Origin of the sequence: Roseibacillus ishigakijimensis (assembly GCF_016595415.1) — a bacterium.
GTDB lineage: Bacteria > Verrucomicrobiota > Verrucomicrobiia > Verrucomicrobiales > Akkermansiaceae > Roseibacillus > Roseibacillus ishigakijimensis.
On sequence record NZ_JAENIO010000029.1, the window covers coordinates 38,422 to 52,192 of the forward strand.

General features: G+C 59.8%; 12 protein-coding genes. All 12 read left to right on the forward strand.

Features of this window, described 5'->3' with window-relative positions:
- The first annotated feature begins 56 nt into the window (after positions 1-56).
- The 12 genes from JIN78_RS11610 (at position 57) to JIN78_RS11665 (ending at position 13,392) form a co-directional block, all read left to right on the forward strand.
- On the forward strand, positions 57-431 hold the full coding sequence (locus JIN78_RS11610) for a GntR family transcriptional regulator (RefSeq protein ID WP_200392142.1): 375 nt from the start codon (positions 57-59) through the stop codon (positions 429-431).
- On the forward strand, positions 424-1,335 hold the full coding sequence (locus tag JIN78_RS11615) for an ABC transporter ATP-binding protein (protein WP_200392143.1): 912 nt from the start codon (positions 424-426) through the stop codon (positions 1,333-1,335). Before JIN78_RS11610 ends, JIN78_RS11615 begins: the two co-directional genes overlap by 8 nt.
- Positions 1,332-3,770, forward strand: coding sequence for a hypothetical protein (locus JIN78_RS11620; RefSeq protein ID WP_200392144.1), 2,439 nt, complete (start codon positions 1,332-1,334; stop codon positions 3,768-3,770). Before JIN78_RS11615 ends, JIN78_RS11620 begins: the two co-directional genes overlap by 4 nt.
- Positions 3,767-5,605 carry a hypothetical protein gene (locus JIN78_RS11625; RefSeq protein WP_200392145.1) on the forward strand — a complete coding sequence of 613 codons (1,839 nt, stop codon included), beginning with the start codon at positions 3,767-3,769 and terminating at the stop codon, positions 5,603-5,605. Before JIN78_RS11620 ends, JIN78_RS11625 begins: the two co-directional genes overlap by 4 nt.
- A gap of 87 nt (positions 5,606-5,692) precedes the next feature.
- Positions 5,693-6,205, forward strand: coding sequence for a hypothetical protein (locus JIN78_RS11630; RefSeq protein ID WP_200392146.1), 513 nt, complete (start codon positions 5,693-5,695; stop codon positions 6,203-6,205).
- A gap of 77 nt (positions 6,206-6,282) precedes the next feature.
- Complete coding sequence (locus JIN78_RS11635; protein ID WP_200392147.1) at positions 6,283-7,278, forward strand: S1C family serine protease; 996 nt, start codon at positions 6,283-6,285, stop codon at positions 7,276-7,278.
- Entirely contained in the window at positions 7,271-8,365 is a 1,095-nt protein-coding gene (locus JIN78_RS17760; RefSeq protein WP_200392148.1) for a PDZ domain-containing protein, read from the forward strand. The genes JIN78_RS11635 and JIN78_RS17760 overlap by 8 nt, the downstream gene beginning before the upstream one ends.
- Positions 8,366-8,405: 40 nt before the next feature.
- Positions 8,406-8,663 (forward strand): hypothetical protein, encoded by a 258-nt coding sequence (locus JIN78_RS11645; protein WP_200392149.1) that lies wholly within the window; start codon positions 8,406-8,408, stop codon positions 8,661-8,663.
- Positions 8,660-9,901 carry an aminotransferase class III-fold pyridoxal phosphate-dependent enzyme gene (locus tag JIN78_RS11650; RefSeq protein ID WP_200392150.1) on the forward strand — a complete coding sequence of 414 codons (1,242 nt, stop codon included), beginning with the start codon at positions 8,660-8,662 and terminating at the stop codon, positions 9,899-9,901. The genes JIN78_RS11645 and JIN78_RS11650 overlap by 4 nt, the downstream gene beginning before the upstream one ends.
- Positions 9,902-9,995: 94 nt before the next feature.
- Positions 9,996-11,876, forward strand: a complete 1,881-nt coding sequence (gene thrS, locus JIN78_RS11655) for a threonine--tRNA ligase (protein ID WP_200392151.1) — start codon at positions 9,996-9,998, stop codon at positions 11,874-11,876.
- 191 nt (positions 11,877-12,067) lie between these two features.
- The gene (infC, locus tag JIN78_RS11660) at positions 12,068-12,691 is read left to right on the forward strand and encodes a translation initiation factor IF-3 (RefSeq protein ID WP_307832999.1); all 624 of its coding nucleotides are present in this window, start codon (positions 12,068-12,070) and stop codon (positions 12,689-12,691) included.
- Positions 12,692-12,702: 11 nt separating this feature from the next.
- Complete coding sequence (locus tag JIN78_RS11665; protein WP_200392152.1) at positions 12,703-13,392, forward strand: HAD family hydrolase; 690 nt, start codon at positions 12,703-12,705, stop codon at positions 13,390-13,392.
- Positions 13,393-13,771 lie beyond the last annotated feature (379 nt).

Here is a 13,771-nt window from a genome sequence, read left to right on the forward strand (position 1 = left end):
AAAAATCTTGCGTCCCAGGTGTAACAGGAATTAGTGTTACACAGATAACGCGAGTGATGCTTCCATTTCGTTTACAGATTCAAGATGGTCTGCCCGCTTCCGAGCAACTGTTTCGGGCGGCGGTGAGGGCGGTTTTGAGCGAAGAGCTGCCGGGAGGGGCGATTTTTCCTTCGGTCCGGGTTTTGGCCCAGGAATTGAAGGTGAGCCCGACCACGGTGCACAAAGCGATTTTGCAACTGAAGGAAGGGGGCTTTCTCGTTTCCCGACCGGGGGTGGGCATGGTCGTGGTCGGTAAAGAGAAGTTGGGCAAAGATGTTTTACGGGAGCAACTGCGGGAACCTTGTCGGGAGCTTTTGCGCGAAGCCCGTTTGCTGGGGCTCAAGGCCAGTGATGTGAATGACCTGATGCAAGAATTGGAAAACGATGAATGAGCTAGTGAAATTTGAAGAGGTGGGCGTGTCCTTCGGGCGAGTGCCCGCTTTGTCGGGAGCGACTTTTTCCGTGCCCAAGGGCTCGGTCACGACTCTCCTGGGGGCCAACGGAGCGGGGAAATCCACTGCCATGCGTGCGGCTCTGAATCTGGTGAAGGCGAACAGGGGACAAGTGACGGTGCTCGGGCAGCCGGCCCGCCGCATTGGTCCCCGCGAGCTGCGCAAAATCGGTTACGTGGCCGAGGGCATGGAGATGCCCGGCTGGATGTCGGTGCGCGCTTATCTCGACTGGTGCCGACCGATGTATCCCGGTTGGGATCTCGCTTTGGAGAAAAAGCTCGCGGCGATGTTTGCCCTCCCCAGTGATCGCCTGCTCAAGAATCTTTCGCGCGGGCAGCGAATGAAAGCGGCACTGCTCAGTGTCCTGCCTTATCGCCCGGAGCTGTTGCTCCTCGACGAACCGTTTTCGGGGCTGGATCCCTTGGTGCGCGATGACCTCACCCGCAGCATCCTGGAGCTCTGTGAACAGGAATCGTGGGGCGTCCTGATCTCGACCCATGACATTGCCGAAGTCGAGCAATTGGCTGACCGGGTGGTCATTATGAAGCTGGGAAGAGTGATTTTGGAAGACGATCGCGAAGCACTTCTGGAGCGCTGGCGTCGGGTGGAGCTGCTCGTTGGGGATGACTGGGAAGCACCGGCTAGGTATCCCGTAGAGTGGCTGGGTTTGAGCCGCATGGGACTGGTGGTGCGTTTTTATGAATCGGACTACGAGGCGGGTCGCTTTGCGGAAAAGTTGAGCCAATATTTTCCGGGCGGTGCCGATGTGGCCACTCAGCGGGTCAGTTTGCGCGAGGTTTTGGCGACTTTGGCGAAATCTGGACAAGTGGAGGTGGGGCCATGAGAACGGGTTGGAAACAAGTGTGGCTCTGTGAGTGGCATCTCGCCCGTTGGTTTTTCGGGTCCAGCTTTCTCGTGCTCGCGGCGACTTTCTTTTTCGCTGCCGATGTAGAAGGGATGTCCCTCCTTTTTCTTCTACTCGGGTTTTCTCTTTTGTGTTGGCAGCGCTTTCAGGGAGAGAGCCTTTTGTTGGGACGACCGCTGGCGAAGGGAATGCTTTTTACCGTTCGGGGTTTGCTCTTTTTCGCTCTTGCCATTCTTCCGGTGGCATTGCTCGCCGGGTGGTTTCATCTTTCGGCCGGTTTTGCTCCTGCCGCAGTGGCCGAGCGCATCGCCTGGCTCTTGCTGGTGACGCTAACGATGTGGAGTTTTCTCGCCGCCTGGGTCTTTTCCGTGCGGGGGATGGCCACCCTCATCGCCTGCTTCCTTGTTCTTTCCCTGATGCAAATGACATGGGATCAAATGGGGCTACGGGCCTTGGCTTATCCTTGGTTGGATCCTTACGGTCGCCAGATGGACAGGGCTTCCTTCGTGGCTTTGCTCACTGCGACTGTGCTGATGGTGGGGGCCGCCGGGTGGATGCGGCGGCGCAGTTCCCCGATCCAAGTGGTGAGCTGGACCTTGATTGTGCTCTGCGGTTGGGTAGCGGAAGCCCTCTTTCTTGAGTGGAGACCATTCTTCCGCTTTCCCGAAAAGGAGGTTCAGGCGCTTCGGATTGAGGTGGAGGAGCGCGAAAGTCCGGGTTTTGGGAGCGAGACTCTGGTGCGTGGTCGCTTCGTCCTTGAGGAGCCGCTCGCCCCTGGGGAGGTGCTGGGCTGGACTCTCTATCGGGAGCCCCGGCTGGAGCACGGCTCGCGTGTTCTGGAGGAGACGAGGCTACCACTGTTGAGTCAGGGTCTGCTCACTTCTCTCGAGCGGAATCCAGCGCGTTTCCTCGTTGCTTCCGGAACCCCTTCCTTTCGGTGGCTTCTGGCTCAAAATGAGGAAACACTGGGAGCAGGCTCTTTTCTTCCCCAGCAGAATCCTTCTTATTTTCCTGGAAATGAGCGATTTGACAGCCGGGTCATTTTTACTGGAGCCTTGCCCGAGGGGGCGGAGCAGGCCCGGTTCTCGGGGGATTACTTGGTTTCCGCCTTTTCCTATCGCGAAGTGGCCCGGTGGTCAGCCTGGCAGAGCCATCAGGAGGTCAGTGATGATTTTCAGCTGAAGTATCGTCCCGACGCGTCCCTGGAAAAAAGGCTCCACGGAGGAAAGTTGCACCTCCAAGTTCTTTTGCGAGGGCCCCATCGCCTGAACTTTGGGGAGGGCGAATGGCAACTGATGCTTCATTTCCCGGAACAAAAGAAGAATCTGCCCGCAGAGATCACTCATAGCATGTCCAGTGGTGCCGGCCTCACCGCCGGAGTGGTGCGAAGAGAAATGAAGATTTCTTTCCCTCTCAATTGGAGGTTGCAAGAGCTGCTGGAGCAAAAAAATCTCGAGCTTTCTCTGCATCGCCTGCACGCGCGCCCAGTGGGGCGGGTGCGGGTGGAGGGGACAGGGGCCTTGGAGCGATCCCGTCGAGCGGAGGTGTTGGCCGTCGCGTCAAAGCCGAATGCCCAGCTTGCGCAATTACTCTGGGAAAACCGGCCTTCGCGAAAGAGAAGCTCATGGCGCGAAACCGCTCATTGGCTTTTCCAAAGCAATCTGAGCACCGGACATTATTGGTTTCGGGAGGATTCCCCCCGCGTTCAGGAGGGGCAGCGGGCCTTTGCCAGATTCCCTGAACGCATGATGCAGGCCGATGAGGTGTTTCCGCATGCCTTTGAGTTTGCGGCGGCCTTGAAGGAAGGTCTTCCTGAGGAAAATCGTTCTTTGCTCTGGGAACGGCTGGCCGACCTCGAAGAGGCACCCGGAATTGCGATGGAGCGAGGGTGGGGCGAGGAGGCTCTTCCTGAGGTGGAACGATTGATTGCAGCGGGGCACACCACCGATGAACTTCTGCGTTTGGGGGTGACTTTGGGGAGTGAGTTGGCGCTCGAGGCTGCGCTCAAGCAGATAGAAATCGGTGCTTCCGAGGCCTTGTTGGTGGCTCTGGGCCGTGCGGAAGGCCGCTCCGAACGCCTCTGGCAGGCGATCGAGGCCTCCATTCCGGGGGCGGTGGCACGCACGGAAGAGCGGGTTCTCGCTCGCGCTTTTCTGGAGTTTGATCCCGCTTTTGCCGGGGCTTTGTTCTTGGGTCACGAGGCCATGTTCGCGGCCCTTTGCGAGCTCTGCCAGTCGGCGCGAGAAGTGGGAATCGGCGGAGTGATGACGCTGTCGGATCGCTCAGTCTCCACCGCGTTTTCTTACCCCGAGGAGATGAGCTTTGACCAGTTTCAGGAAGCACTCGTGCCGGGGAATTTCCGTTGGGATGAGGTGCGTGAACTTTGGATTTATCAGAAAGGAGAAATGAAATGAAAGTGGGGGCTTTGCTTCGGATTCACGGGAAACGCCATCGCTGGCAGGTGCTCTCTTTGGTTTCTATCTCGCTCACCATCAGTTGGCTTTGCGGGAGTTTGGCATTCGAGACGAGAAGAGAACAGGGTTTGCTGGAGGCCTTGGCCTTTCTGGAGGTGTTCGTTCTGATTGTTCTGACGGCGCGGGTTTTTCTGAGCGAGACAGTCTTTGCGACCTTCGGTACTTGGCGGGCTCGTCCAGTGACCTCGCGCCAGCTCCTGATCGGAGCCGGGGTTTTCCTCGCCTTGGTTCTCTTTCCTCTCGCCTTGGTGCGACTGGAGGTGGTCCATCGTGTTTTGCTGCCGGATTCCGCCGGGTGGCGGGCTTTGAGCTCGAGTCTCCTCGTCCTCTGGTCGGGCATCGCTCTTGCCCTCGCGCTGGTGATTGGGGTTCTCGCTCGGTTTACGGCGGGTATGGAGCCCCAAGTGCGCCCCCGGGTGGCTTGGATCGTGATCGCAGTGGTGGTTCTCATCATCTTTTCCGTCCTCGGGGGATATTCCGGACCGCATGGCTTTTTGCAGAAAAGCACGCGCCGTCAGGGTGACGCCGCCCGTCTCTTGCTTCCGGAGAATTTTGAGGAAGTGTGGCGCGAAAATCGCTGGTGGGGGGATGGCGACTGGCTGAAGCAACCCGTAGTCCTGACAGACGATCCCGCAGTCTTGCGCGTTCCTTTGCGAGGGCAGTCGGCCGCCTCTCTGGGAGGAGTTCGGCTTGAAGTGCGGGAAGTCGAGAATAGTGGTCAGCAGTGCCAGATCCAATTTGCGCTTTGGCCTACTGGTTCGCTGCAGAGGCGGATCGTGCCCCAAGACGCCGTTCTTTTGCGTTGGAGTGACGGGAGCTTTTCCGAGGCTTTTGCCCAGAATCGTTTCGAGCACATTCTGCAGGTGGCGGGACTGCCGATGTGGCAAGTCAGGCGGCAGGCCACTTTCCTCACGCCCCGCTGGCAGTTTTCCGAGCAGGACGGGCAAGAGGCCCTTCCGCAACCTGAGGAGTTGTTTGTCTTGATCGGAGAGCCGCAGCGCACGACGACCTTTCAGCAGTCGGACTTTCGCGCGGAGGAAGAAGAGTGGGAGCAGCGGTTGACTCTCATGGAAGCCCGCCTGCGGGAGGAACGAGGTGAGGGATTTTCGCGGGAGGAGTTTCGCGCGGAGCTTTGGAAAGAGGGAAGTCCGCGCGCGGTGACCCGCCTTCTGGAGCGGGGAGTCTTGCTCAACCGGACATCGCGGGATGTCTACTTGGATTACTTCATCACCTTCGCCGATGAGTCCCATTTGCCGCAGCTGAGGGCAGGGGCGGAGGAAGAGCCTTTCTACGGCGAGGTGATGGTTCGTCGAGGATGGGGGCAGGAGGCTTTGCCATCGCTGGAGGCCCATTTGTTGAGCGGACGCCAGCTTTACCCTGAGTCGGTTTCGGCCCTTTTACAGGAAAAGCAGGAGGAGTGGGCCCCTATGATGGCGAAGCAATTGTTGCGACAGCTGGGGAAAGGGGAGGTGTTCTCCGAACTCGTCGAGCAAGCCGAGACCTATCCGGGGCTGGATGGGGACGCTCTGCGGGCGGAAGCCTGGCAGCGGGTCAAGTTTCGTTATGCTCACGAGTGGCTGCCTCTCAAATGGGGGGCCGAAGCCGGTGACAAAGAGGCCCTGCGGCGCTTGCTGAAGGGCGCCCTCGAAGAGCAAGAATGGGAGCAAAAGATTCTGGAGGAATGGTTTCCAAAGTCGGAATTCTCCCGTCTCTCCCGAGAATGGTCGCAGGTCAGTTTTCAATCGGGCCGCTGGATTCTAGGCGAGGAGAACTAATTGCGGGGAAGTGGATCGCTTATCCTCTTTTGGACTCGCAGCGGGAGTGAGCGGGCGGCATAAAGGGGCTCTTGCAGCAATCTGGCTATGAAAATTCTCCTCATCTCTTGGCTCGCCGCTGGCAGCCTGTGGGCCCAAAAGGCGACTTCCTTCTATTCCACCACTGAAGTGAAGTCGGTGGCCGTGCTCAGCAGCTCGAGGTGGGAAAAAGAACCCGAGATCGATCACTTTGTGCATCTGTGTCCCGGCTATGGGGGGTATGAGCTACTGCATCGCAGTGGGGATTCCCGCAGTTGGCTCGATGTGCGATTTGGAGGCGTGACCAGTGAGCTGGCCGACGAGACCATGCAGCAGGCGCAGGGGGCTTTTCCCTTCAAGGAGAACGATGTCGTCGAGTGGCGGGGCTACGTCACCGACGATATGTTCACGCCCTACGCCATCATTTACCGCCTCACCGTGCAGGATTTGGAAGACCCCGGGAAAAACCATTCGCGGCTGGTTGTCATCGCCTTGAATGAGGGCAAGGCCCGCCTCATGGGGGTGTTTTCCGGAGCCCGGGCCTCGGAACAGGCAAGGGCCCGGGCCGATACGTTGCTCTAACAAAAAGCTGGCGAAGTGGCCTCGGAAGCATCTTGTCGATTGAATCGGCCTGAATCTTGCGTAGGATAGTCAGGATGATGAAAGTTTTTTCTGGTGGCAGCCTTCTGGCCGTCTTCCTGGCTACGGTCTGGTCCGTGGGGGCTGCCGAGCGCGAGCGGCATTATTTCAATGATCTGGAGGCTCCCGGGTCGGTGGAGGATTTACTCAATATCCAGACCACCCTGCAGTCCATTCTGCCGCAGACCCGGGCAGCCACGGTTTGCCTGGAACTGGGGGAGGAGAAGGGTTCGGGCAGTGGCGTGATCGTCAGTCCGGAGGGGCTCATCCTGACCGCGGCGCACGTCAGTGGGGGGGTGAATCGCAGCATTGAGGCGGTGATGGAGGATGGCACCCGCTACCCGGTGCGCACTCTGGGGCTGCTCTCCAATACCGATGCCGCGATGGCCCAAATCGAGGGAGAAGGGCCTTTTCCCTATGTGGAAATCGACCGCGCGGAGACCACGCGGCTGGGCGATTGGGTGATGTCGCTGGGGCACTCGGGCGGGTTCGACCTCGAACGCGGGGTGGTGGTGCGTCTGGGGCGGCTGGTGCGCATGGCCAATCACTCCTGGCAGACCGATGGCACTCTCATTGGCGGGGATTCCGGCGGGCCCTTGTTCGACCTGCATGGCCGTCTCGTTGGCATTCATAGCCGGGTGGGCAAGGTGAAGCTGGAGAATCTCCATGTGCCGATGGCGGAATTCGTGCGGAACTGGGAGACGATGCTGGCGGAGGAGTTTGTGGGCGAGGGGCCCTTTGCGCAACCTTTGCCCGGTTACTTGGGGGTCAATCTGGAGACTAATGAAGAGTCGGGCGAGGTGAGCATCAGCGAGGTCCTCAGTGGACAGGCTGCGGAAAAGGGAGGCCTGCAGGCGGGTGATGTTTTTTTGCAAGTCGATGGCCAGCCGGTCGCGGGCGTGGAGTCGCTCAAGGAGCTCCTGGCAGGCACGATCGAGGGACAGGCGGTCGCCCTGACCGTGCGGCGGGACGGGAAGGAAGAAACCATCGAAGTGAAAGTGGGGGGGCGTGAATAAGGTTGTTCTCTCTCTTACCTTGGGCGCTTGGGCTGTGGCCGGAGCGCTCTCTGCGCAAAGCTTGCCCGGGGAACTGCGCAAGGAAGGCTCTTTGGTGCGGGCCGCCTACGAGCCCGTCACTCAGGTTTTTCAGGAGAGCTGCGCCGTCATTTACGACACAATTCCTCTGGCCTACGGGGTAGTGGTTTCACCCGACGGCTTGATTTTGGTCAAGGCGAGCGAGTTTTCCGCCATCGAGTCTCCTTCGGTGATTGTCGGCAAAAAGCGCTACCGCGAGTTCGAGCTGCTGGCGACCAGTCCGGAATGGGATGTTTCCCTGCTCAAGATTCCCGCCGAGGGACTTCTTCCGGTTCGGTTCGCCGAGTCCGAGCCCTCCCACGGCACCATGGTCCTGTCCAATAGTGGATCATCCCGCTTTCGCCGCCGGGCCCAGCTGGGCATTATCGCCGCCAATGCCCGGCCAGTGGGCGAGGGCTCTCTCGCGGTCCTGGGAATCGCGATGAGTTCTCCGGAAGAGGAAGAACTGCAAGTGCGCGGAGTGGCTGAGGAAAGTGGGGCCAAGGCCGCTGGCTTGCAGGCCGGCGATATCATCCTTTCGGTGGAGGGTCAGCCCGTGGCTTCCTCTGCTGAAATGCCCGATCTGCTTGCGGGAAAAGAGCCCGGAGAGTTCGTGAACCTGCGTATTCGCCGTGAGATTGTGCCCGAAGAGCCGGAAAAAGTTGAGGATCCCTTTGCCGAGGTTGCGGACTATGAGCCGGAGTTCGAGGAGTTGGAACTGTCGGTCGAGCTGCGGGAACGGCAGGAAGTGTTTCCCGAGCAAATGACGCGCAACGACATGATGTCGGGGGAGTTCTCCAAGCGCCGCACGAATTTTCCCCGCGTCCTGCAGCACGATACCTCCTTGGCCGAGCGCACCGTGGGGGGGCCCTTGCTCAATCTGAACGGTGAGTGTGTGGGCATGAATATCGCCTATGCCAGCCGGGAGAGTTCCTATGCCATTCCGGCTCAGGAATTGCAGGACCTGATCCTCGATTTGCAGGTTCGGGCGGGTCTAGAGCCGCAAGCGGTCGGTGCCGTGGAGAAGTAAAGGGCTTGCCGCTGCGGCGGGGATTGGCAATGGTCGCGCCATGAGAGATCACACCTGGCGCGAACGCGATGAGGAGGGGCTGACTTTTTACAAGGCCACCCACCACGGCGGGCGGTGGACCCTGGCCAGTCAGCGCAAAGGGGACGATGAGTGGACCCGTTACGATCCCATTCCCGAAGAGCTGCTGGAGAAATTGCGCGAGAATCTTTTCAATAAATATCAACGCGGGCGTTGTGCCTGGAAGGTGGTGGTGAGCGTGGACAAACTGTTGGGCCGGGAGTCCTCGGAGCCAAAATGACCAGCGAAACGCAAAGGTGGCTGCAGGCGGACTGGGCGCACGCCTGGCACCCTTTCACCGACCACGCGCTCTGGGAAGGCGAGGTCGGCCCCGTCATCGTGCGGGGGGAGGGAGTGTATCTCGAGGACTCGGAAGGGCGGCGCTACTTCGATGCCAATTCGAGCATTTGGACCAATATCCACGGTCACAGTCACCCTCGCCTGGTGGCCGCATTGCAGGAGCAAGCCGCCACCCTTTGCCACAGCTCTTATCTTGGGTTGGCCAATGCCCGGGCCAGTGAGCTCTCGGCCCGTCTTTGTGAAGTCGCGGACCTGGACCGCTGTTTTTTCTCTGACAATGGCAGCACTGCCATCGAGGCCGCCCTGCGCATGGAATTGCAGTGGCGCCACCTGCGGGGTGAGAAGGAGCGGCGGGGCTTCGTGGCCTTCGAAAACGCATACCATGGCGATACCCTTGGCGCGGCTAGCCTCGGGGGGGTGGGGCGCTTTTTTACCAGTATCGCCGGATTGGGTCCGCAGGTGAGCTGGGCCCGCGATCTGACGGACCTTGAGCATCTCGACCCCTCCAAAATCGCTGCCGTGGTCATCGAGCCCCTCATCCAGGGCGTCAATCAGATGCGACCCTGGCCAACGGGGCTGCTTCGCGAGCTGCGAGCCTGGTGCGATGCTCATGGCGTTCACCTCATCTTGGACGAGGTGATGACTGGTTTTGGTCGCACCGGGGAACTTTTTGCCTGCCAGCGGGAAGCGGTGCGGCCGGATTATCTCTGCCTCGCCAAGGCCATCACCGGAGGGACCATGCCCCTGGCCGCGACCCTGACCACGGGGGAAATTTACGAGGAGTTCAAGGGACCGGGGAAGACTTTTTACTACGGTCATAGTTACACCGCCAATCCCCTGGGGTGTGCGGTGGCCTTGGCCAGTCTCGCGCTCTGTCTGGAGCCCGGTTTTCTGCCCGGGGTGAGGAAGAAGGCCCGCCAGATGGAGGGGATTCTCGCCGACTTGGCGGCCAGGCCCGGGGTGCACGAGGTCCGCCAGTGTGGTCTGGTGGCTGGCATCGAGCTCGCCAGCGAGGGCGGGGGCGCGGAAGGGCGGCGCCTTTGTCAGCTGCTGCGGGGGAGAGGGCTGCTCACCCGGCCCATCCTCGATACCCTCGTCTGGATGCCTCCGCTGGCGAGCACAGCGGGGGAAATTGCCCGCATGGGAGCACTCTTTGCAGAGGTTCTTGGCGGGGATTGACTTCTCCCTCCTGCGAAATCCCTGTTCTGACGGCATCTTTCGCGCTTCGCGCTTGCCAGACGGGCAGGGGTTTGTCTTTCTCGCCGCCAGCAACATGGCAGACGAAAAACAGCGGAAGACTTTGGAAGAACGGCATGGCATGTCGGACTTGGAGCGATTGCGGCACTCCTGCGCCCACGTGTTGGCCACGGCCATTGCCCGTCTCTGGCCCGATGTCCAGTTCGCCGCCGGTCCGCCCGTGGAGGGAGGCTTCTACTACGACATGGAGCTGGAGCACCGCATTTCCCCTGATGACTTCGAAGCCATTGAGGCCGAGATGAAGAAGGTGGTGAAGGCCAATGACAAGTTCGAGCGCCTGGTGGTCTCCCGCGACGAAGCGATGGCCATGGCTAAAAGCGGTCGTCTGGCCGCTCTGGGCGAGCGGGAAATGGAGAGCACGTTCAAGGTCGATTTGCTGAACAGCATCCCTGAAGACGAGGAGATTTCCATTTTCAAAAATGGCGACTTCTGGGACCTCTGCGCCGGCCCCCACGTCGGCCGCACCGGCAATTGCAAGGCCTACAAACTGATGAGCGTGGCCAGTGCTTTTTACAAGGGCGACAAGAACAATCCCCAGCTGCAGCGCGTCTACGGCACCTGTTTTCCCAACAAAACCCAGCTCAACGAGCACCTCGAGCGCCTGGAGGAAGCCCGCAAGCGCGACCACCGCAAGCTGGGCCGCGAGATGGGCCTTTTCACTTTCGACGAAATGGTCGGCCAAGGCCTGCCGCTGTGGAAGCCCAAGGGCGGGCTGGTCCGCCGCGAACTGCAGAACTTCATCACTGCCGAGCTCGACAAGCAGGGCTACTCGCAGGTCTTCACTCCGCACATTGGCAAGCTGGACCTCTACCGCACCAGCGGTCACTTTCCCTATTACGAGGACAGTCAGTTCCCCCCCATGGCCGATCGCGAGGTCTGGCACAAGCTGGCGGAAGAAGGTTCCGACTGCGGAGCACTTCTCAACGGTCTCCGTGATGGCGAGATCGATGGCTTCATGTTGAAGCCCATGAACTGCCCGCACCACATCAAGATTTTCGCCAGCGAGCGCCACAGCTACCGCGACCTGCCCATTCGCCTCGCGGAGTTTGGCACCGTTTATCGCTGGGAGCAAAGTGGCGAGCTCGGTGGCCTCACCCGCGTGCGCAGCTTCACCCAGGACGACGCCCACCTCTTCTGCACCCCCGATCAGGTGGCGGAAGAAATCCAAGGCTGCCTCGGCCTCGTCAAAACCGTGCTCGGCACCCTGGGCATGGAGGATTACACCGTCCGCCTCTCCCTGCGCGACCCCGATTCCGACAAATACATCGGCGAGTCCGAGAACTGGGACAAAGCCGAGGACGCCCTGCGCGAAGCGGTCAAGGTGATGGGCGTGGACGCCATCGAGGAGCCCGGCGAGGCCGCCTTCTACGGCCCCAAGATTGACTTCGTGGTCAAGGACGTCATCGGGCGCGAGTGGCAGCTGGGCACCGTGCAGGTGGACTACAATCTGCCCGAGCGCTTCGACCTCTCCTACATTGGCAGCGACAACAAGCCGCACCGCCCGGTCATGATTCACCGTGCCCCCTTCGGCTCGCTGGAGCGCTTCACCGGACTTCTCATTGAGCACTTTGAGGGCAAGTTCCCGACGTGGCTCGCGCCGGAGCAGGTGCGCGTTCTTCCCATCTCGCAACAGTTCAACGACGAGGCCGAAAAAATCGTCGCCCAGCTGGCCGAGGTCGGAGTGCGGGTGAAGCTTGATGGCAGTGGCGACAAGGTGGGGGCCAAAATTCGCCTTGCCCGCTTGGATCGGGTGCCTTATATGTTGGTCCTAGGTGCACGCGAGGTTGAGAACAATCAAGTGAGTGTGCGCCACCGGGATCGCGAAGATCTCGGAACCCAGTCGGTGGATGATTTTGTTAACCAAATTCAAAAAGAAATCGCAGAGCGCTCCCTCTGAGCGCTCCGTCCACCCGTCCGCGTGTATGAAAAGCTGATGCTTGCCAACGCGACCCTTTCGAAGCCGTTCGAAAGGACTTACTTTGTGAAAGCAGGGGAGTCCTTTTGCGGTTTCAACACCTGAACCCAGACCCCAAAACAGCCATAGCTAAGAAAAAGAGACCGAGAAGGCAACGCCGGGAAATTATCCGCGTGAACGACAAGATCCGCGCCAGTCGCGTGCGGGTGCTTGCCCCGGACGGAGCCCAGTTAGGAGTGATGGACCTGCGTGATGCCGTCAAGGCCGCGAAATCAGTGGGCCTCACCCTCGTGGAAGTAGCCGGTAATGTCGATCCCCCCGTCTGCCAAATTGTCGATTACGGCAAATGGCGCTACGACCAATCCAAGCGCAAGAAAAACAAGGACAAGACTACCACCAAGATGAAGGAGGTCAAGTTCCGCGTGCGCACCGAGGAGCACGACTACAACATCAAGATGGGTCGCCTCGAAGAATTCCTCGACGCCGGGCACAAGGTCCGGGTGCAGCTCCAATTCCGCGGTCGTGAAAATGCCCACAAAGAACTGGGCGTCGAAGTCCTCAAACGGGTGAAGGAAGACGTCAAGCAGATGGGTCATTGCGACCAGGAGCCCCGCATCGCTGGCCGCGCCGTTAATATGGTTCTCTCTCCCTTGCCCAAGGGCCAGCGTAAGCGCCGCTTCAAGCTCATCCACGGCGATCTGATCGACCCCGATGAAGATTACGAGGACGACGACGAAGACTACGAGGACGATGATCATCACGAGGATGATGAGCATGATTCCTCCGACGATGATTGAGGGCCGCCCCCATGCCTGAATCTCCCCGGCTCCTTCTCTTCGATATCGACGGCACCCTGGTGGATACCGGGGGAGCCGGTCTGGCGTCCTTACTGGAGGCCACCCGGGAGATTTTCGGTGATGATGGCCCCGCCCTCGATTTGGCCGGGGCCACCGATACCGGGCTGCTCAAGAATATCTACCGCACCTTCGCCCGCGAGGAAGAGGAAGCCACCACTGCCCGCTTCTTTGATTGCTATCTCGCCCGGCTGGAAGTGAATTTGCAAGACCCCTGCTTTGGCGGGCGGGCTCTGGACGGAGTCGCTACCCTTTTGCAGGAAATCGAGGCCGCCCAAGTCACCAAAGGCCTCCTCACCGGCAACATCACCGCCGGTGCCGAGATCAAGATGCGGCACTATGGTTTCGAGGGACTTTTTCCCTTTGGCGCTTTTGGCGACGATCATCACGATCGCAACGAGCTTGGCCCCATCGCTTTGCAACGTGCGGGAGAGAATGCCGGGCAGACCTTCGAGCCCGCGCAAACCCTCGTCATAGGCGACACTCCCAAGGACATTTGGTGTGCCCAAGCCCTCGGGGCTCGCTCGATCTGCGTCGCCACCGGAGCCTTTACCGCTGACCAACTGCGGGACCACGGCGCCGACCTCGTCTTCGAAGACTTCTCAGAGACCGAGGCGGTCCTGCAGGCCCTTCTGCCATCCTGAGCAGGAATGACAAAAGGTGAACCGGAAGGGATGCCTCGCCGAGGCATCCGCTGGTAACTGGCAATTGGTAACCAACAGCGATAAATGGGCCCTTAGTTCTATTTCGCAATCGAAGTCGCTGCTTGAAGAACGATCCGCATTGTTTCTGTTCAGGATTTGACGCTACGGCATTATATTTGTCAGCTTCCTCCGGTGTCTATCCGCATGGTGCTTCTGTTTCTCTGCTTTGAGGTGGACCCCGAAAATCGGGCCAGGGGTTAAGCGATAATTTTGGTGGTGAGGAACGGCGAAAAACGCCAAACCCAACCAAATAAAATGAAAGCCAAAAGAAGACGACATGACCCGGAGTTCAAAGCCCGGGTGGCCATCGAAGCCCTCA

Bases quoted from the DNA above. Each gene is read 5' to 3' on its own strand.
- JIN78_RS11610 (WP_200392142.1), top strand. From the start codon at position 57: ATGCTTCCATTTCGTTTACAGATTCAAGATGGTCTGCCCGCTTCCGAG.
- JIN78_RS11615 (WP_200392143.1), top strand. From the start codon at position 424: ATGAATGAGCTAGTGAAATTTGAAGAGGTGGGCGTGTCCTTCGGGCGA.
- JIN78_RS11620 (WP_200392144.1), top strand. From the start codon at position 1,332: ATGAGAACGGGTTGGAAACAAGTGTGGCTCTGTGAGTGGCATCTCGCC.
- JIN78_RS11625 (WP_200392145.1), top strand. From the start codon at position 3,767: ATGAAAGTGGGGGCTTTGCTTCGGATTCACGGGAAACGCCATCGCTGG.
- JIN78_RS11630 (WP_200392146.1), top strand. From the start codon at position 5,693: ATGAAAATTCTCCTCATCTCTTGGCTCGCCGCTGGCAGCCTGTGGGCC.
- JIN78_RS11635 (WP_200392147.1), top strand. From the start codon at position 6,283: ATGAAAGTTTTTTCTGGTGGCAGCCTTCTGGCCGTCTTCCTGGCTACG.
- JIN78_RS11645 (WP_200392149.1), top strand. From the start codon at position 8,406: ATGAGAGATCACACCTGGCGCGAACGCGATGAGGAGGGGCTGACTTTT.
- JIN78_RS11650 (WP_200392150.1), top strand. From the start codon at position 8,660: ATGACCAGCGAAACGCAAAGGTGGCTGCAGGCGGACTGGGCGCACGCC.
- thrS (WP_200392151.1), top strand. From the start codon at position 9,996: ATGGCAGACGAAAAACAGCGGAAGACTTTGGAAGAACGGCATGGCATG.
- JIN78_RS11665 (WP_200392152.1), top strand. From the start codon at position 12,703: ATGCCTGAATCTCCCCGGCTCCTTCTCTTCGATATCGACGGCACCCTG.